At 65.7% G+C, this 18,271-nt stretch carries 19 protein-coding genes and 1 riboswitch; of the genes, 16 read left to right on the top strand and 3 right to left on the bottom strand.

Annotation, left to right across the window (positions count from 1 at the left end; all coding sequences use genetic code 11):
* The first annotated feature begins 34 nt into the window (after window positions 1–34).
* The 4 genes from PQV96_RS00740 to PQV96_RS00725 all read left to right on the top strand — a co-directional run bounded on the left by PQV96_RS00740 (window position 35) and on the right by PQV96_RS00725 (window position 3,135).
* The gene (locus PQV96_RS00740) at window positions 35–1,036 is read left to right on the top strand and encodes a KpsF/GutQ family sugar-phosphate isomerase (protein ID WP_198846972.1); all 1,002 of its coding nucleotides are present in this window, start codon (window positions 35–37) and stop codon (window positions 1,034–1,036) included.
* Window positions 1,037–1,153: 117 nt separating this feature from the next.
* Window positions 1,154–1,702, top strand: a complete 549-nt coding sequence (locus tag PQV96_RS00735; protein ID WP_066785961.1) for a KdsC family phosphatase — start codon at window positions 1,154–1,156, stop codon at window positions 1,700–1,702.
* Window positions 1,699–2,319, top strand: coding sequence for an LPS export ABC transporter periplasmic protein LptC (gene lptC / locus PQV96_RS00730; protein WP_066694649.1), 621 nt, complete (start codon window positions 1,699–1,701; stop codon window positions 2,317–2,319). Before PQV96_RS00735 ends, lptC begins: the two co-directional genes overlap by 4 nt.
* A 30-nt stretch (window positions 2,320–2,349) precedes the next feature.
* Window positions 2,350–3,135 (top strand): SDR family oxidoreductase, encoded by a 786-nt coding sequence (locus PQV96_RS00725; protein WP_066694650.1) that lies wholly within the window; start codon window positions 2,350–2,352, stop codon window positions 3,133–3,135.
* Between the two features lie 117 nt (window positions 3,136–3,252).
* Here the strand turns inward: PQV96_RS00725 and PQV96_RS00720 are convergent, their stop codons facing one another.
* Window positions 3,253–3,831: an RNA recognition motif domain-containing protein gene (locus PQV96_RS00720; RefSeq protein ID WP_273624247.1), complete on the bottom strand. Its 579-nt coding sequence runs from the start codon at window positions 3,829–3,831 to the stop codon at window positions 3,253–3,255.
* A gap of 276 nt (window positions 3,832–4,107) precedes the next feature.
* A complete protein-coding gene (locus PQV96_RS00715; protein WP_066783774.1) occupies window positions 4,108–4,488 on the bottom strand; it encodes an RNA recognition motif domain-containing protein in 381 nt (126 codons plus the stop codon).
* A 235-nt stretch (window positions 4,489–4,723) separates the two neighbouring features.
* Window positions 4,724–4,905, top strand: a riboswitch (yybP-ykoY riboswitch).
* Window positions 4,906–4,923: 18 nt separating this feature from the next.
* Between PQV96_RS00715 and PQV96_RS00710 the strand changes: the two genes are divergently transcribed.
* From PQV96_RS00710 to PQV96_RS00695, 4 genes are all read left to right on the top strand, one after another.
* Entirely contained in the window at window positions 4,924–5,490 is a 567-nt protein-coding gene (locus PQV96_RS00710; RefSeq protein ID WP_044396152.1) for a TMEM165/GDT1 family protein, read from the top strand.
* A gap of 166 nt (window positions 5,491–5,656) precedes the next feature.
* Complete coding sequence (gene metX, locus PQV96_RS00705; RefSeq protein WP_066694254.1) at window positions 5,657–6,784, top strand: homoserine O-succinyltransferase MetX; 1,128 nt, start codon at window positions 5,657–5,659, stop codon at window positions 6,782–6,784.
* A complete protein-coding gene (metW, locus tag PQV96_RS00700) occupies window positions 6,781–7,365 on the top strand; it encodes a methionine biosynthesis protein MetW (protein ID WP_273624245.1) in 585 nt (194 codons plus the stop codon). Before metX ends, metW begins: the two co-directional genes overlap by 4 nt.
* 249 nt (window positions 7,366–7,614) lie before the next feature.
* Window positions 7,615–8,838, top strand: a complete 1,224-nt coding sequence (locus tag PQV96_RS00695; protein ID WP_273624244.1) for a GGDEF domain-containing protein — start codon at window positions 7,615–7,617, stop codon at window positions 8,836–8,838.
* Window positions 8,839–8,881: 43 nt separating this feature from the next.
* Here the strand turns inward: PQV96_RS00695 and PQV96_RS00690 are convergent, their stop codons facing one another.
* Complete coding sequence (locus tag PQV96_RS00690) at window positions 8,882–9,925, bottom strand: IS630-like element ISStma10 family transposase (protein WP_273622816.1); 1,044 nt, start codon at window positions 9,923–9,925, stop codon at window positions 8,882–8,884.
* A 189-nt stretch (window positions 9,926–10,114) separates the two neighbouring features.
* Between PQV96_RS00690 and PQV96_RS00685 the strand changes: the two genes are divergently transcribed.
* The 8 genes from PQV96_RS00685 to ubiD all read left to right on the top strand — a co-directional run bounded on the left by PQV96_RS00685 (window position 10,115) and on the right by ubiD (window position 18,268).
* Complete coding sequence (locus PQV96_RS00685) at window positions 10,115–11,620, top strand: M20 family metallopeptidase (RefSeq protein WP_273624243.1); 1,506 nt, start codon at window positions 10,115–10,117, stop codon at window positions 11,618–11,620.
* Window positions 11,621–11,651: 31 nt separating this feature from the next.
* Window positions 11,652–12,521 carry an alpha/beta hydrolase gene (locus PQV96_RS00680; protein ID WP_273624242.1) on the top strand — a complete coding sequence of 290 codons (870 nt, stop codon included), beginning with the start codon at window positions 11,652–11,654 and terminating at the stop codon, window positions 12,519–12,521.
* Window positions 12,522–12,808: 287 nt separating this feature from the next.
* Entirely contained in the window at window positions 12,809–13,855 is a 1,047-nt protein-coding gene (gene ubiU / locus PQV96_RS00675; RefSeq protein ID WP_142082824.1) for a ubiquinone anaerobic biosynthesis protein UbiU, read from the top strand.
* A gap of 224 nt (window positions 13,856–14,079) precedes the next feature.
* Entirely contained in the window at window positions 14,080–15,012 is a 933-nt protein-coding gene (locus tag PQV96_RS00670) for a U32 family peptidase (RefSeq protein WP_273624241.1), read from the top strand.
* A gap of 36 nt (window positions 15,013–15,048) precedes the next feature.
* Complete coding sequence (gene ubiT, locus PQV96_RS00665) at window positions 15,049–15,600, top strand: ubiquinone anaerobic biosynthesis accessory factor UbiT (RefSeq protein WP_273624240.1); 552 nt, start codon at window positions 15,049–15,051, stop codon at window positions 15,598–15,600.
* A gap of 11 nt (window positions 15,601–15,611) precedes the next feature.
* Complete coding sequence (locus PQV96_RS00660) at window positions 15,612–16,082, top strand: putative zinc-binding protein (protein WP_142082819.1); 471 nt, start codon at window positions 15,612–15,614, stop codon at window positions 16,080–16,082.
* Entirely contained in the window at window positions 16,075–16,716 is a 642-nt protein-coding gene (locus PQV96_RS00655; RefSeq protein WP_170207389.1) for a UbiX family flavin prenyltransferase, read from the top strand. The genes PQV96_RS00660 and PQV96_RS00655 overlap by 8 nt, the downstream gene beginning before the upstream one ends.
* Before the next feature lie 64 nt (window positions 16,717–16,780).
* A complete protein-coding gene (gene ubiD, locus PQV96_RS00650) occupies window positions 16,781–18,268 on the top strand; it encodes a 4-hydroxy-3-polyprenylbenzoate decarboxylase (protein WP_142082817.1) in 1,488 nt (495 codons plus the stop codon).
* Window positions 18,269–18,271 lie beyond the last annotated feature (3 nt).

The following is an 18,271-nucleotide window of genomic DNA, read 5'->3' as shown; positions in this document are numbered from 1 at the left end:
GGCCGCCAGCGGCCCCGGTCGATAGAATCCTGCCATGACTGTCAGCCCCTTCACGCCCCTTCCTTTTGACACGGCGCAAGCCTTGCGCCTGGCGCGCGAGACCTTTGAAATCGAAGCCGCTGCGCTCACGGGCCTGGCGGCCCGGGTGGACGAGCGCTTTGCCCAGGCCGTGCAGATGGTGCTGGCCACCACTGGCCGCCTGGTGGTGATGGGCATGGGCAAGAGCGGCCATGTGGGCCGCAAGATCGCCGCCACCCTGGCGTCCACCGGAACCCCCGCATTCTTTGTGCACCCCGCAGAGGCCAGCCACGGCGATCTGGGCATGGTCACTGGCGCCGATGTGGTGCTGGCCATCTCCAACAGTGGCGAGAGCGGTGAACTCACCGCCATCCTGCCCGTGCTCAAGCGCCTGGGCGCACCCCTGATCGCGCTGACCGGCGGTCTGCAGTCCACCCTGGCCAAGCATGCCGACCTGGTGCTGGACTGCAGCGTGGAGCGCGAAGCCTGCCCGCTGAATCTGGCCCCCACCGCCAGCACCACCGCCCAACTGGCGATGGGCGACGCCCTGGCCGTGGCCCTGCTAGACGCCCGGGGCTTCCGCCCCGAAGACTTTGCCCGCTCGCACCCCGGCGGCTCGCTGGGCCGCAAACTGCTCACCCATGTGAGCGACGTGATGCGCAGTGGCGATCAGGTGCCCCGCGTGAGCCCCGAAGCCAGCTTCAGCGACCTGATGCGCGAGATGAGCGCCAAGGGCCTGGGCTGCTCCGCCATCGTGGACGCTGCGGGCCACATTCAAGGCATCTTTACCGACGGCGACCTGCGCCGGCGCATCGAAGCCGGGGCAGACCTGCGCGCCGCCACGGCCGCCCAGGTCATGCACCCCTCGCCCCGCCGCATCGCCCCCGACGCACTGGCCGTAGATGCCGCCGAACTGATGGAAGCCCACGGCATCACCAGCGTGCTGGTGGCCGATGCCGCAGGCGTGCTGACTGGCGTGGTCCACATTGGCGACCTGATGCGGGCAAAAGTCATATGACCCCCCTGAGTCTCTGCGCGCCTTCCCCCCAAGGGTGGACGCACCCGGTGGCCCGGCAAAGCCGGCTCCACGGGTGCGCTGGCCTGGCCCGTGCCTGTATCTCCATTGCGCCCTGACATGACCCAGCCTGTTCTGAATTTCGACCCTGAACTGCTCCTGCGTGCGCAGCCCGTGCGCGTGGCCTTTTTCGACGTGGACGGCGTGCTGACGGATGGCGGCCTGCTGTTCAGTGAAAGTGGCGAAACGCTCAAGCGCTTTAACACGCTGGACGGCCACGGCATCAAGCTGCTGCAAAAGGCTGGCATCACGCCCGCCGTGATCACGGGGCGCGATTCGGCTCCGCTGCGCGTGCGCCTGAAGGCACTGGGCGTGGAACATGCCGTGTTCGGCACCGAAGACAAACGCCCCGCCGCAGAGCAGGTGCTGGCCACGCTGGGCCTGAACTGGAGCCAGGCCGCCGCCATGGGCGACGACTGGCCCGACCTGCCAGTGATGCGCCGCAGCGCCCTGGCGTGCGCCCCGCACAACGCCCACATCGAAGTGCGCCACTGCGCGCACTACACCACCCAGGCGCGCGGCGGTGAAGGCGCAGCGCGCGAATTCTGCGATTTGCTGCTGGTGGCCACCGGGGCCTATGCAGGCCTGCTTTCAGGGTACGCCGCATGATGCGCTGGGCTCAACAAGGTTGGGAACGCCTGTCGCTGTACCTGCCTGTGCTGCTGATGGGCCTGCTCGCGCTGGGAACCTGGTGGCTGGTGCGCAACGCCCCCGCGCCACTGGCCGCGTCGCAGTCTGCGGCTGCACCCGACCAGCCCGACTATTCGATGAAAAACTTTGCGGTGAAGAGTTTTGACGCCACGGGCCGCCTGCAAAGCGAGGTGATGGGCGAAACCGCCCGCCATTACCCCGGCAACGACACGCTGGAGATTGATCAGGCCCGCATGCGCTCGGTGGCGCCCAACGGCCGCCTCACCGTCGCCCGCGCTGACCGCGCCTTGAGCAACGGCGATGGCTCCGAGGTTCAGCTTTTCGGCAACGCCGTGGTCACGCGCGAGCCCACACCAGCGGGTGGCAGTGCGTCTGCCCAGCCCCGGCTGGAGTTCCGGGGCGAATTCCTGCACGCCTTCACCCAGGAAGAAAAGGTGCGGTCCAACCGCCCCGTGCAACTCACGCGAGGCAACGACCGCTTCACCGCAGACACCATGGAATACGACAACCTAGACCAGGTGCTGCAACTCAATGGGCGTGTGCGCGGCGTGCTGATGCCTACACCCGCCAAATAACTGCTGCGCCCGCGCCCAGCCTTTGCCGCCATGACCCAGCCCCTCGTCTTCATCACTGGCGCTTCCAGCGGAATCGGGCAGGCATTGGCCCTGCGCTTTCACCAGGCAGGTTACCGGCTGGCACTGGCGGCCCGGCGCACCTCTGAAGTCAAATCATGGGCTGACGCCCACCAGATAAGCGCCAGCAGCTACGAAATTTATAGTGCAGACGTGGCTGTGGTAGACAGCATCGTGGCGGCAGGCGCCGAATGCATCGCGCGCCAGGGCCTGCCCGATGTGGTGATTGCCAACGCAGGCATCAGCGTAGGCATGGACACCGCCGTGCGGGAAGACCTGGACGTCATGGCCCGCACCTTCGCCACCAACAACCTGGGGCTGGCAGCCACCTTTCACCCCTTCGCGCAAGGCATGACCGAGCGCCGCAGCGGCACCCTGGTGGGCATCGCCAGCGTGGCAGGCATTCGCGGGCTGCCCGGCCACGGCGCCTATTGCGCCAGCAAGGCTGCGGTGATCAGCTACTGCGAAAGCCTGCGCGGTGAAATGCGCCCATTCGGCGTGCGTGTGGTCACCCTCTCGCCGGGCTACATCGACACGCCGCTGACCCGGTCCAACCGGTACAGCATGCCCTTCCTGATGCAACCCGAGGACTTCGCCGAGCGCGCTTACCAGGCAATTGCCGCTGGTGTCAGCTACCGCGTCATCCCCTGGCAAATGGGAGTCGTCGCCAAATTGCTGCGTGCGCTGCCCAATGCCCTCTTCGACAAACTGCTGGCCGGCAGGCCCCGCAAACGCCGACAGACCGAAGCCGGGCAGTGAACGACGCCTTCATTTGAGGGCTTGCCACCAGCTGCGGGCGAGGGCTCACACAGGTTCAGACAACAAAAAAGCCCCCGAAGGGGCTTGTTGCTTCAGCGCAGAAGCGCCGGGCGAGGATCAGTAGCCACCGCCGTTGCCACCACCGTAACCGCCGCCGCCATTGCGACCGCCGTTGCGTGGGCCGGAGCCGTAGGGGCTGCGGAAGCCACCGTCACCACGGCCACCGCCGTAGCCGCCATCGCCACGGCCGCCGCCACCGCCGTAACCCCCACCGCCGCCTTCGCGGCCACCACCGTAGCCGCCACCTTCACCACGGCCACCGCCGTAACCGCCACCGCCGTAACCGCCACCGCCTTCACGGCCACCACCGTAGCCGCCGCCACCGCTGCGGCCACCGCCAAAACCACCACCGCCGCCGCCGAAGCCGCCAGTGCGTGGGGGACGGGGTTCCATGGGACGGGCTTCGTTCACGACGATGCTGCGGCCGCCCAGGGGCTGACCATTCATGCCGTTGATGGCAGCTTGCGCTTCGGCATCGCTGGCCATTTCCACAAAGCCGAAGCCTTTGGAACGGCCGGTGTCGCGCTCCATCATGACCTTGGCGCTGGTCACGGCACCGAACTGGCCAAAAGCCTGTTCCAGATCGTTGTCGCGCACCGAGTAAGGCAGGTTGCCGACGTACAGTTTGTTGCCCATCGAGGGACTCCTCAAAAACACATAAATAAAGCGATGGAGTCCCGAAAACGCAGCCAGCTAATCTCAATGACGCTCTCAGCGCGAAACTGACGGATCACCGCAAACCTTGGACGAGAAAAACCCGCGCTGGCATTATGCGCCACAAATTTCAAAAAAAAGCAAGGAACTTCCCCGGAAAAAGCAAGTGTGGCGGCAAAGTCTCAGACAACAAAAAAGGAGCCCTGAGGCTCCTTTGATTGTGCGAAGGCAGACACTGTCTGCCTTGCATGCGAGTGCTTAGTAACCGCCGCGGCCGCCGCCGTAGCCGCCACCACCGCCGCCGTAGCCGCCGCCACCGCTGCGACCACCGCCGCCGTAGCCGCCACCACCGTTGCCGCCGCCGAAGCCACCGCTACGGGGAGGACGTGGTTCCATAGGACGGGCTTCGTTCACGACCAGATCACGGCCGCCGAAGTTTTGACCATGCACGCCTTGGATGGCAGCTTGTGCTTCGGCATCGCTGCCCATTTCGACAAAACCGAAACCCTTGGAGCGGCCGGTATCACGCTCCATCATGACCTTGGCGCTGCCAACCGAGCCGAACTGGCTGAAAGTCTGCTCCAGGTCTTGGTCGCGGAAGGAATAGGGCAGGTTGCCCACGTAAAGTTTGTTGCCCATGAGGGACTCCTGAAAAAACATGAAAACGCGATGGAGCCCGACGCAATCAACAAACCTGTGACGACTTCAAAGACGCGAAACTGACCAATCACCGCTTACTTCGGTGCCTTCGCGCGTTGCAATGCTCGGCTTAAAGGCGAATCCATTATCAATCACTTTATGGTGATTGGTGGTTTTTTATTTCTCAACCGTGTTTTTTAAGCTAGGGGTAAATAGGCATTGCGTGCGTTAAAATGCCGGGGTCTTTGGGGAGTAGCCCGCCGGTAGTGCAATGCGCCGGGGCATGCGTCAACACACTTGGGTTTCTTGAAAACCTATGGCGTATGCGGCTTGAATGCTGGGCGAGACCATTGACTGCATGCCGATCCAATGGCCGGAGTCGGGGTGCAGTCAATGCGCGTCTCAACCAATCCGGCCGGATTGAAAAACCCCACCATGGAAGCCTTTTTTGTTTCAACCGCCATCGTCGCTTTGGCCGAGATGGGCGATAAAACCCAGCTGCTCGCATTGGTATTGGCAGCCCGTTTCCGCAAACCCTGGCCGATTGTTCTGGGCATTTTGGTGGCCACGCTGGTCAACCATGGCCTGGCTGGCGCGGTGGGCGCCTGGGTCACGACCTTCATCGGCCCGCAGATGTTGCGCTGGATTCTGGGCGCCTCGTTCATCGCCATGGCGGCGTGGATGCTGATCCCCGACAAGCTCGACGAAGGCGATGCCGATGGCAAGCCCCGCTGGGGCGTGTTCGGCACCACGCTGGTGGCGTTCTTCCTGGCAGAGATGGGCGACAAGACACAGATTGCCACCGTCATGCTGGCCGCACAGTACAACGCCTACCTGTGGGTGGTGGCCGGCACCACGCTGGGCATGATGATTGCCAATGCACCAGTGGTGTGGCTGGGCGACAAGATCACGCGCAAGGTGCCCATTCGCGCGGTGCATCTGATCTCGGCAGTGATCTTCCTGGTGCTGGGCCTGCTGGCCATTTTTGCGCCCGCAACTTGATCCAGTCGGGGTGATGGCAGGCACGCAGGCCAGTCAAACCGGCGCGCTTTTGGTATATTTGCCGAACGCGCCGATTTGCCACAGCTTGCGGGCGCTTTATAAATCCTGCTAAAGACCCGTCCGACATACCCGCCCGGCCTCGTTTTTAGCGATGTCGGGTTTTTTTATGTCGTTCATTGCCACGCCCCAGTCCATGCACTTTCCGGAGGCCCTCACGCTGCAAAGCGGAGCGTCCATCCGCGACTACCACCTGGCCTTCGAGACCTACGGCACGCTCAATGCCGACAAGTCCAACGCCGTGCTGGTGTGCCATGCCCTCAACGCCTCGCACCACGTTGCGGGTGTGTACGAGGGCCAGCCCAAGAGCGAGGGCTGGTGGGACAACATGATCGGCCCCGGCAAACCTGTGGACACGAACCGCTTTTTCGTCATCGGCGTGAATAACCTCGGCTCGTGCTTCGGCTCCACCGGCCCCATGCACACGCACCCTGACACAGGCGAAATCTACGGCGCAGACTTTCCGGTGGTGACGGTGGAAGACTGGGTCAACGCCCAGGCCCGCCTGCTTGACCGCCTGGGCATACAGCAGCTCGCCGCCGTGCTGGGTGGCAGCCTCGGCGGCATGCAGGCACTTTCGTGGACGCTGCAGTACCCCGAGCGCATGCGCCACGCCGTGGTGGTGGCCAGTGCGCCCAACCTCACGGCCGAGAACATTGCCTTCAACGAGGTAGCCCGCCGCGCCATCGTCACGGACCCGGACTTCCACGGCGGCCACTTCTACCGCCACGGCGTGATCCCCAAGCGCGGGCTGCGCATTGCGCGGATGATCGGGCACATCACGTACCTGAGCGACGACGTGATGAACGAGAAGTTTGGCCGCCAGCTGCGCGAGGGCATGGACCTGAAATACAGCACGCAGGACATTGAATTTCAGATTGAAAGCTACCTGCGCTACCAGGGCGACAAGTTCAGCGAATACTTCGACGCCAACACCTACCTGCTGATCACCCGAGCGCTCGACTACTTCGACCCCGCCCGCGCGCACGCCAACAACCTCACCCTGGCGCTGGCGCGTGCACAGGCCAAGTTCCTGCTCGTGAGCTTCACCACCGACTGGCGCTTCTCGCCCCAGCGCAGCCGCGAGATCGTCAAGGCCCTGCTCGACAACCGCCGCCGCGTGAGCTACGCCGAGATCGACGCCCCCCACGGGCATGATGCCTTTTTGCTCGATGACGCCCGTTACATGAGCGTGATGCGCTCTTATTTCGATAGCATTGCAAAGGAGTTTGCATGAGCGAACAATCCACCATGGAAGCCCTGGCGCGCCTGGTGCCCCACGGCTCGCGCGTGCTGGACCTGGGCTGCGGCAACGGGGCCATGCTGTCTTACCTGCAGCGCGAGCGCGGCTGCACCGGCTATGGCGTGGAGATTGACGACGCCAACGTGCTGGCCTGCGTGCAGCGCGGGGTCGATGTGATCCAGCTCAACCTGGACGAAGGCCTGGCCATGTTTGGCGACAACAGTTTTGACGTGGTGCTGCAGATCGATACGCTGCAACACCTGCGCAACGCCGAAGTGATGCTGCGCGAGACCGCCCGTGTGGGCCGCAGCGGCGTGGTGGCCTTCCCCAACTTTGCGCACTGGCCCAACCGGCTGTCCATCCTGCAAGGGCGCATGCCCGTCACGCGCCGCCTGCCCTACCAGTGGTACGACACGCCCAATATCCGCGTGGGCACGTACAAGGATTTTGAAGTGCTGGCACACAAGAACCGCCTGCGCATCCTCGACTCGTTCGGGCTGCAGGACGGGCGCGAAGTGCGCTGGCTGCCCAATGCACGGGCGGGCACGGCCGTGTTCCTGTTTGAAAACGCCTGACAGCGCATCGCGCCGCGGCTCCATGGAGCGGTCTGCCACACTCCCATGGCTCCCCCGGTGCCCTGTAGGTTGTTCGTGCAACAGTGTCAGGCGCTATAAAAACAGTAGCTATTAGCGCAACTTCTTATTGCCCTACACGCTGATTTCGTGCCAGCATGTCTACGCTGGAATGCCCGGACAAGCCCGCACGCAGCGGGCTTGTCCGGGGCACCCCACTCTCCAACGCACATTCATTGATCTGCCCCTTCCATGGCCTTGGCTTTCGCACACGTTCCCACGATGCTGGCGATGATCATCCTGTCGTCCCTGACGACAGCCGGTGGTATGGCCGTGGTGGGCGCAGAGCGGCGCCACGATGGGTTGCAATGGTGGGCGCTGGGGCTGCTGTTCAATGCGGTGGCGCATTTGCTGTTTGCATTGCGCGGCACCATCCCTGACATCTTCTCCATCGTCCTGGGCAACACCTTGCTGATGGGGGTGTACCTGTCCCTGCTGGCGGCCGTGTTGCAGTTCCAGGGGCGCAGACTGCCGCGCACCGCCGCAGTGGCACTGCCTTTGCTGATGGCGGGCTGCATGGCCTTGCTGGCAGACAGTTACGCCGCGCGCGTGGTGGTGGCCGGGCTGCTGCTGAGCGCCATGAACCTGTGGCTGCTGAGCTGCCTGATCACCCGCTGGAAGACCATGGGCGGGCGCGGCGCATGGCTGGTGGTGGGAGCGCTCGGCTTTCAGACGCTAGTGTTTGCGCTGCGCATAGGCCTGGTCGGGATCAGTTCCTGGGTGGGCGCGGAGTTGATGCAATCCAGCGCCGTGCAAACCCTCACCTTCATGAGCACCTTTGCGGTGGTGCTGGTCGCTTCCATGGGGTTTGTTTTCATGGCGCGGGACCGGGCAGATGAAGACAACCGCCGCTTGGCCGCCGTGGATTCACTCACCGGCGTGGCCAACCGGCGCGCGGTGATCGCGGCGCTGGACCGCGATGTCGCCCGCTCTATCCGCACCCATGAACCCATGGCCTTGATGATGGTGGACATCGACCACTTCAAGAACGTGAACGACCGCTACGGCCACCCGGCGGGCGACAAGGTGCTGTGCAGCGTGGTGGAGGTGCTGCGCGAACGGGTGCGGTCACAAGATCTGGTGGGCCGCTACGGCGGCGAGGAATTCATGGTGCTGCTGCCCGACACCACGGCCAAGGGCGGCTACCTGCTGGCACAGCAATTGTGCGAAGCCGTGCAGGCACTGCACCTGGAGCACGAAGGCCAGCCCATTCCCGTGACAGTGAGCATTGGCGTATACGGCGGGCGACTGCAGCCCGGCGACCATTGGGACATGCTGATCTCTGCCGCCGACCGGGCTTTGTACGAAGCCAAAGACCGGGGACGCAACCGCGTGGAAGTGGTGGAGGCGTTGCGCCGCCCCGCATCGCTGGTCACCGCCAACTCGGGCCCCGAAACCCAGCCAGCGCTTTTCTGAGAACTGGTTTGGAACGGGGTCTTATTGATCCGGCGGGGATTATTCATGAGGCCGCATAGGCGACATGCTTGTCACCAAAGTACTTCTTGACCCGCTCTGGTGTGTTCTCCAACATCGTCACGTGTTCAGTCGCCGCTGCGCGCAGCTTGGCCTTGGTTCGCACCGGAACCTTGCTGCCAATCGCATGCTTCAAATCTGCGTTCAGCCGCTCCTCTGGGTTGAGCTCAGGGCTGTAGCTGGGCAGGTAGAACAATTCAATGTCCTGTTTGTGCTGTGTCGCCCACTCCTTGACTGGCTTGCTGTGGTGCACCCTCAGGTTGTCCAGAATCAGGAATATCTTCTTGCCCTGCGACTCCTTGATCAAGGCCTGCATGAACTCGATCAGCCTGTCTGAATTGAACGCCTCGTCAATGATCATCCAGCGCGTTTTGCCCTGGTTGGTGACGGTGGCAATCATGGAGAGCTTTTGCCGCGTTCCGCCGACTGCGCGCGTCACTGGTGTTTGGCCCGCAGGTGCGTAACTTCTGCCACGCACATCCGTGTTGACCAGCGCTGTTTCGTCACCCCAATGAATTTCTGCGCCTTCACGCTTGGCTCTGGCCTCAATGGTGGGGTATTCATCTTCGAGCCAGGCCTGGACGGCCTCGGGCCGCTGCTCGTAGGCTTTCTTGATCGGCTTTTGCGGTGTAAAACCCCAGCGTGCCAGATAGTCGCCCACCGCCCGCACAGACAGCTTGATCCCCAGGTCGCGTTCAATGAGTTCGCGCACTGCGGGCCGACTCCAAAGCGCGAACTCCATCTTGATCTGCTCTGGGCGTTTGTCGATGATGGTCATTCGAATCACGCGCTCTTGCTCAGTGCTCAGGCTGCGTCCACTACCTGGTTTCTTTCCCCTGGCGTGGGGCTTGAGTGCGGCCGCACCGCCTTGCTCGAACAGGCGCAGTGCAGTGTTAACCCCAGACCAACTGAGCCCGGTTTGCTCAACGATCTGCATCACGCCAACACCTTTTCGATGCAAGCGAATGACCTGCTTGCGCCGTTCATGCAGCACTTCCCGCGACTGCTTGCGTGCATCTTCTTTTTCCATGAACGTTCGACTCACGCAATCTACAAAAGTTCATGAATAAATCATGCCGAGTTTATAGAACCCTCGGCGCCTTCACGCACCCAGCCGGTGTGCCCCAAGGCGCCGTCGGAATAGCGCCCGCGCCTTGGCGGCCTGGGCCGGCTTGTGTTGGAATGGCGTTTTTGCAATGCCCACCGACAGGAGCCCGCCATGAATGCCCGCGTACCCCCCATCGCCCTTGAACCCGCACTGGCACTTGATCGGGTAAGCCAGGCGTGGGACAGCGAGATCGTGCGCCAGCTCACCGACTACATCGCCATCCCCGCCAAGTCGCCCATGTTCGCGGCCGACTGGGCAGAGCAAGGCCTGCTGGACACCGTGGTGCGCAACGCCGCCGCCTGGGTCGAGTCACAAAAAGTGGCAGGTCTTACGCTGGAAGTCGTGCGCCTGCCGGGCCGCACGCCGGTGCTGTTCTTCGAGATCGAAGCCACCCAGGCCCACGCACCGCAAACGGTGCTGATGTATGGCCACCTGGACAAGCAACCTGAATTCAGCGGCTGGCGCAGCGACCTGGGCCCGTGGACGCCCAAGTACGAGGACGGCAAGCTCTACGGCCGGGGCGGCGCGGACGACGGCTACGCGGTGTACGCCAGCATCGCCGCCGTGCAGGAATTGAAGCGCCAGAATGTGCCCCACCCCCGCATCGTCGGCCTGATCGAGACCTGCGAAGAAAGCGGCTCGCGCGACCTGATGCCCTACATCGACGCCCTGCGCCCCCGCCTGGGCGACGTGGGCCTGGTGATCTGCCTGGACAGCGGTGCCGGCAACTACGACCAGCTGTGGCTCACCACCAGCCTGCGCGGCATGGCCAGCGGCACGCTCAAGGTCGAGATCCTGACCGAAGGCATCCACTCGGGCGACGCCTCGGGCCTGGTGCCCTCGTCCTTCCGCATCATGCGCCAGGTGCTAGACCGGCTGGAAGACAGCAAGACTGGCCGCCTGCTGCCCCAGAGCTTCCATTGCCAGGTGCCTGCCGACCGGCTGGCCCAGGCGCAAGCCACCGCCGCCATCCTGGGTGAAGAGGTGTACCGCCGCTTTCCGTGGGCGCACTACGACTGCGGTGGCTCCACCACCTTTGCGCTGCCCACCACCACCGACCCATTGCAGGCCCTGCTCAAGCGCACCTGGGAACCCACGCTGAGCGTGACCGGTGCCGAGGGCTTTCCCACGCTGCAAGACGCAGGCAACGTGCTGCGCCCCTACACCGCCTTCAAGCTCAGCCTGCGGCTGCCCCCGCTGGTGGATGCGGCCCAGGCCGTGCAAGAGCTCAAAGCCCTGCTCGAAGACAACGCGCCCTACCAGGCCAAGGTCACCTTCGAGAGCCTGAGCGGCGCCACGGGCTGGAACGCCCCGGCCGCCACGCCCTGGTTTGAGCAAGCGCTCAACGAAGCCTCGCAGGCGCACTTTGGCGCGCCCTGCGGCTACATCGGCCAGGGCGGCACCATTCCGCTGATGAACATGCTCAGCGAAGGCTTCCCCACCGCGCAGATGATGGTGTGCGGCGTGCTGGGCCCCAAGAGCAACGCCCACGGCCCCAACGAGTTCCTGCACGTGCCCTACGCCAAGCGCCTCACCGCCTCGGTGGCGCATGTGATGGCCGCCATGGCCCAGGCACAGGCCGCACAGCAAGGCGCTGCGCCTGCCGCAGCCCCCTGATCGTCGTAACCCTATAGCTTCCAGCGCCGGTATGCCCCAACAGTTCGCATCCCCCGCCCTCAGCCCCTTCACCGCTGCCGATGGGGAAAACCTGGCACTGCACGAATGGCCCGTGGCCGCCGACACCCCCCTGCGCGGCCTGGTGGTGCTGGTGCACGGCCTGGGCGAGCACGCTGGCCGCTACGGCGCGGTGGCCGAGCAGCTCAACACCTGGGGCTTTGCCGTGCGCGGCTACGACCACTACGGCCACGGCGAATCCGCCGGGCCGCGCGGCGGCCTGAGCAGCGACACGCGCCTGCTGGACGACCTGGCCGACATGATCGAATGCACCCGCGCCCGCCTGCCGCCCGGCCTGCCGCTGGTGCTGCTGGGCCACAGCATGGGCGGCCTGGTGGCTGCGCGGCTGGTATCGCTGAACCTGTGCCCGGTGGATGCGCTGGTGCTGTCATCGCCCGCGCTGGATGCGGGCCTGAACCCGGTGCAAAAGCTGCTGGTGTCCACGCTGCCCAGCATTGCGCCCAACCTGCGCGTGGGCAACGGGCTCAATGCCAACTACCTCTCGCACGACGCGCAGGTGGTGGCCGACTACCAGGTCGACCCGCGCTGCCACGACCGCATCAGCGCCCGCCTGGCCCGCTTCATTGCCACCGCAGGCCCCGCCACCGTGGCCGCTGCGCCCACCTGGACTGTGCCCACCTTGCTGATGTGGGCGGGGGCCGACCGGCTGGTGAGCCCCGCAGGCAGCCAGGCCTTTACGCAGGCAGCACCGCCGGCCGTGGTGCAGTCGCACTGCTTTGAAAACGCCTTCCACGAGCTGTTCAACGAAACGCCCGAGTACGCCACCCCGGTGTTCGACACGCTGCGCGACTGGCTGCTGGCGCGCTTTGCCGTGCGGTATTGACGCAGGCATTTGCAATCAAATCAGCCTCTGGCGCTTTATCAGCAAGCGCAGGCAGCTATATTTTTCATAGCATCTTGCCATGAACAGCCTAGGTCAACGGGCACGGCACGCCCCTTGACCGCGCGGCGCAGGCGGGCCAGCCAGACCCGCCCAGGTCAAATCCCGATTAAATTTGTCTGACATTGTGCGCACCGGTTGATGAAGATCAGCGGCTGCGCGCGCAGGGCTCACTATGGTGGCGGCCAATGCCTTGGCACCATGCCGGTGCTGGCGATGAAACGCTTGCCATGGAACCCTTGACCCCTGCTGCAAACACCCCCACCGCAGCCCCTGCCCCTGAACTGGTCTGCCCTGCCGGCAGCCTGCCCGCCCTGAAGGCCGCCATCGACCACGGTGCCGACTGCGTGTACCTGGGCCTGCGCGATGCCACCAACGCCCGCAACTTTGCCGGTCTGAACTTTGACGAAGCCGCCATTGCCAGCGGCATTGCCTACGCCCACCAGCGCGGGCGCAAGGTGTTCATGGCGCTCAACACCTACCCGCAGGCCGCCAACCCCGGCCCCTGGCGCAGCGCGGTGGACAAGGCCGTGGACATGGGGCTGGACGCCGTCATCCTGGCCGACCCCGGCCTCATGCAATACGCCGCCCAACACCACCCGCAGCTGCGGCTGCACCTGTCGGTGCAAGGCTCGGCCACCAATTACGAGGCCATCAACTTCTACCGCGAGCAGTTTGGCGTGGTGCGCGCCGTGCTGCCGCGCGTGCTGTCGATGGAGCAGGTGCGCCAGGTGATCGAACGCACGCCGGTCGAGATCGAAGTCTTCGGCTTTGGCAGCCTGTGCGTGATGGTGGAAGGCCGCTGCGCCCTGTCGTCGTACGTGACGGGCGAATCGCCCAACACCCACGGCGTGTGCTCACCCCCCAAAGCCGTGCGCTGGCAGGAAACCCCGCAGGGCCTGGAATCGCGCCTGAACGGCGTGCTGATTGACCGCTACGCCCCCGGCGAAAACGCGGGCTACCCCACGCTGTGCAAGGGCCGCTTTGACGTGGGCGATGAAGAGAACTACTACGCCATCGAAGAACCCACCAGCCTGAACACGCTGGAGCTGCTGCCCCAGCTCGCCAAGATCGGCGTGCGCGCCATCAAGATCGAAGGCCGCCAGCGCAGCCCCGCCTATGTGGCCGACGTGACGCGCGTGTGGCGCGAGGCCATCGACCACTGCATGGCCCAGCCCCACCGCTACGCCCCCAAAACCCACTGGATGGCCCAGCTCGACCAGGTGGCCGAGGGCCAGCAGCACACGCTGGGCGCCTACCACCGCCCCTGGAAGTGAAATGGTTAGGCGACAACCCCCTGAGCCGCTGCGCGGCTTCCCCCTTCTCTCTACGCGCTTCGCGCTAGGGGAAGGGGGACGGCGCCAGCGCACGCCAGCGAAGCGCCGCATACGCGGCGGGGCGGCCCTTGCGCGGCACCCCCTGGCCTGGATCGCGCCAGACCGCAGGTCGGTGCGCCGCTTTGAATCTGAAATACCCCGATGAAACACCGGAGTCCCCCACCATGAAAATCACCCTGGGCCCCCTGCAGTACTACTGGCCACGCAACAGCGTCTTTGCGTTCTACGAAGCCATGGCCGACACGGCCGTGGACGAGATCTACCTGGGCGAAACAGTCTGCTCGCGCCGCCACGAACTGCGCCTGTCTGACTGGCTGGGCCTGGCCCGGCACCTGCAAGGCAAGGGCAAGCAGGTCGTCATGTCCAGCCAGGTGCTGCTCGAATCGGGGTCGGACGTGGCCTGGCTGCACAAGCTGGCGGCCAATGGCGAATTCACCGTCGAAGCCAACGACATGGGCGCCGTGCACTGCCTGGCAGGCAAACAGCCCTTTGTGGCCGGGCCGCACCTGAACCTCTACAACCCCCAGTCCGTGCAATGGATGGCCCAGCTCGGCGCCAGCCGCTGGGTGATGCCGCTGGAGATGCGCCACCAGGACCTGGCCGTGGTGCAGGCCGCGCGCCCCGCAGGCCTGCAGACCGAGGTGTTCGCCTACGGGCGGCTGCCGCTGGCGTACTCGGCCCGCTGCTTCACCGCGCGGCACTACAACCTGCCCAAGGACGACTGCCGCTTCAGCTGCATGGAACACCCCGACGGCCTGCCCATGCGCACGCGCGAGAAGGAAGGTTTTCTGGTGCTCAACGGCACGCAAACGCAGTCGGCCCGCGTCTACAACCTGCTCGAAGAACTGCCCCAGATGCAGGCCATGGGCGTGGACCTGGTGCGCCTGAGCCCCCAGCCCCAGCACATGGCGCAAGTGATTGCCTTGTTCGACGAAGTGCGCCGCCAGAGTGCCAACGCCGCGCACGCCCAACACCGCATCCTGCCGCTGATGCCCGACTGGCCGTGCAACGGCTTCTGGCACGGCCGCCCCGGCCTGGAGCAAGGCCGCAGCAACCTGCACACGGCACAGCACCACACCGAACGCTCCGCCGCCTGACGGCGCAGCCGCCCCACCCCTCACGTCTGGATTGCCATGCACCCACCCGCCCATTCCCCCACCCCCCGCCACGCCACCCAGGGCAGCGCTGGCGCCACCGCACCGCGCCAATTGCCCGCACCCGTGGGCGCCCTGCTCTCGCGCCTGCCCGCCTACCCCGGCTCGGTGCTGCTGGTCACCGCGCTGAACCTGGCGCTGGCGCGCCACCTGCCCGCCGACGTGCTGGCCCTGCTGCTGCGCCGCAAGCTGCGCATTGAGGTGCGCGATGCCCGCGTGGCGTTTGACTTTGCCTGGAACGGCCAGCGCTTTGCGCCCTGCAGCCCGCCCGGCGTGGGCAGCGCATCCGGCTCGCTCACCCCCCAGGCGCCCGACCTCACCATCAGCGCCAGCGCCCACGATTTCATGCTGCTGGCCCAGCGCAAGCAAGACCCCGACACCCTGTTCTTCAGCCGCCGCCTGTCCATGCAGGGCGACACCGAACTGGGCCTGGTGGTGAAGAACGCCCTGGACGCACTGGAGCTGCCCGTGCTCGACCCCGCCCAATGGACGCCCCGCGCCGTGCTCGCCCGCCTGTTGCCCAAGCCTTGAGGAGCCCCGCCATGAACACCGAACCCGGCGACCTGCGCCCCCCCGCGGCGGCCACAGCGCCCACCCACTGCACCGCCCCCGCGCCCATCGTGTATTCGTGCTCCGGCTGCTCCAGCGCCGCGCAGCTGGCCAACCATGTCGCCCTGCGGCTGGACCGCTGCGGCGCGGCCGAAATGTCGTGCATTGCGGGCGTGGGCGGTGATGTGCCCCACCTCATGAAGACTGCGCGCGCGGGCCGCCCCATCATTGCGCTGGATGGCTGCCCGCTGGTGTGCGTGAAAAGCACCCTGGCCCGCCACGGCATTGAGCCCGCGCGCCACTACCAGCTGCAGCAATACGGCGTGAAAAAACGCGCCCATGAAGACTTCGACCCCGCCCAGGCCGCTCTGGTGCTGGAACGCGTGCTGGACGACCTGCGCTACGAGCCCCTGACGGGCGCGTCCACCCCTTCACAACCCCGCCGCGAGACTGCCCATGGCTGATGCCGAGGCCGCCCCCAGCAGCGCCGTGGCCCGCACCTTGAACCGCATCGTCGTCGGCATCTCGGGCGCCAGCGGCGCCACCTACGGCTTGCGGCTGCTGCAGGCCCTGCACGGCCAGCCCGGCATCGAAGCGCATGCAGTGGTGTCAGACGCAGGCTGGCGCACGCTGCAACACGAATGCGGTGTGGACAGCCCCGCCGCGCTGCAGGCCCTGGCCCCCGGCCACCAGCTGCACGATGTACGCAACGTGGGCGCCACGCTGGCCAGCGGGTCCTTTCGCAGCCACGCCATGGTGGTCGCGCCCTGCTCCATGCGCACCCTGGCGGCCATTGCCCACGGGCTGAGCGACAACCTGCTCACCCGCGCGGCGGACGTCATGCTCAAAGAGCGCCGCAAGCTGGTGCTGATGGTGCGCGAAACCCCGCTGCACCTCGTGCACCTGCGCAACATGCTCACCGTGACGGAGATGGGCGCCATCTGCTGCCCGCCCCTGCCCGCCTTCTACCAGCACCCGCGCAGCGTGCAAGACGTGGTGGACGCCAGCGTGGCCCGCGTGCTCGACCTCATCGACGTGCCCCACACCCTGGCCACGCGCTGGGCCGGGCTGCCCGCCCCACTGGCCGCCGCCTCTTAACTATCAATTTCATAGCTGCTAGCGCTTATCCATCAAGCGCTAGAGGCCTTTTTTCTTCAAACCCATGTCGTACCAAGACCTGCGCGACTTCATGGCCCAGCTCGAAGCCACGGGCGAGCTGCACCGCGTGCACGAGCCCGTATCACCCCACCTGGAGATGACCGCGCTGAGCGACCGCGTGCTGCGCGCCAGCGGCCCGGCGCTGCTGTTCACCCAGCCCACCGGCCACCACATGCCCGTGCTGACCAACCTGTTTGGCACGCCCGCCCGCGTGGCCCGCGCCATGGGCGTGCCCGACCTGCACGGCGTGCGCGCCCTGGGCACCTTGCTCGCCACCCTCAAAGAGCCCGAGGCCCCCAAAGGCTTCAAAGACATGCTGGGCATGGGCCAGTTGCTCAAGACCCTGTGGAACATGGCGCCCCACACCGTGGGCCGCAACGCGCCTTGCCAGCAAGAGGTGTGGGAAGGGCCGGATGTTGACTTGGCCCGCCTGCCCGTGCAGCACTGCTGGCCCGGCGACGTGGCCCCGCTCATCACCTGGGGCCTCACCATCACGCGCGGGCCGCGCAAGGCCCGGCAGAACCTGGGCATCTACCGCCAGCAGGTGCTCTCGCGCAACCAGGTCATCGTGCGCTGGCTGGCCCACCGCGGCGGTGCGCTGGACTTTGCCGACCACTGCGCCCAGCACCCCGGCCAGCCCTACCCCGTGGCCGTGGCGCTGGGGGCCGACCCCGCCACGCTGCTGGGCGCCGTCACGCCCGTGCCTGACAGCTTGAGCGAATACCAGTTCGCCGGCCTGCTGCGCGGAGCCCGCACCGAAGTGACTGCTGCTTTGGGCGTGCCGCTGCAAGTGCCCGCCACCGCCGAGATCGTGCTCGAAGGCCACATCCAGCCCGACGCCCACCACGCCAGCGGCTGGCAGCACGCGCTCGAAGGGCCGTATGGCGACCACACCGGCTACTACAACGAATGCGCCGAATTCCCCGTGCTCACCGTGGACCGCATCACCATGCGCCGGGACCCGATCTACCACAGCACCTACACCGGCAAACCGCCCGACGAACCCGCGGTGCTGGGCCTGGCGATGAACGAGCTGTTCATCCCGCTCCTGCAAAAGCAGTTCCCCGAAATCGTGGACTTCTACCTGCCACCCGAAGGCTGCAGTTACCGCATGGCCGTGATGAGCATCCGCAAGGCCTACGCAGGCCACGCGCGGCGCGTGATGATGGGCGTGTGGAGCCACCTGCGCCAGTTCATGTACACCAAGTTCATCGTGGTGGTGGACGATGACGTGGACGTGCGCGACTGGAAGGAAGTGATCTGGGCCATCACCACCCGCATGGACCCGGCGCGCGACACCATGATGGTGGAACACACACCCATCGACTACCTGGACTTCGCCTCGCCCGTGAGCGGCCTGGGCAGCAAGATGGGGATGGACGCGACGAACAAATGGCCGGGGGAGACGCAGCGCGAATGGGGTCGGCCCATGCACATGACGCCGGAAGTGAGCGCGCGGGCTGAGGCGCTGATGCGGGGGCTGGAGCTGTAGGGG

The sequence above is a fragment of the Acidovorax temperans genome (assembly GCF_028596105.1).
GTDB lineage: Bacteria > Pseudomonadota > Gammaproteobacteria > Burkholderiales > Burkholderiaceae_C > Acidovorax > Acidovorax temperans.
This window is presented reverse-complemented; position numbering and strand designations above follow the sequence as displayed.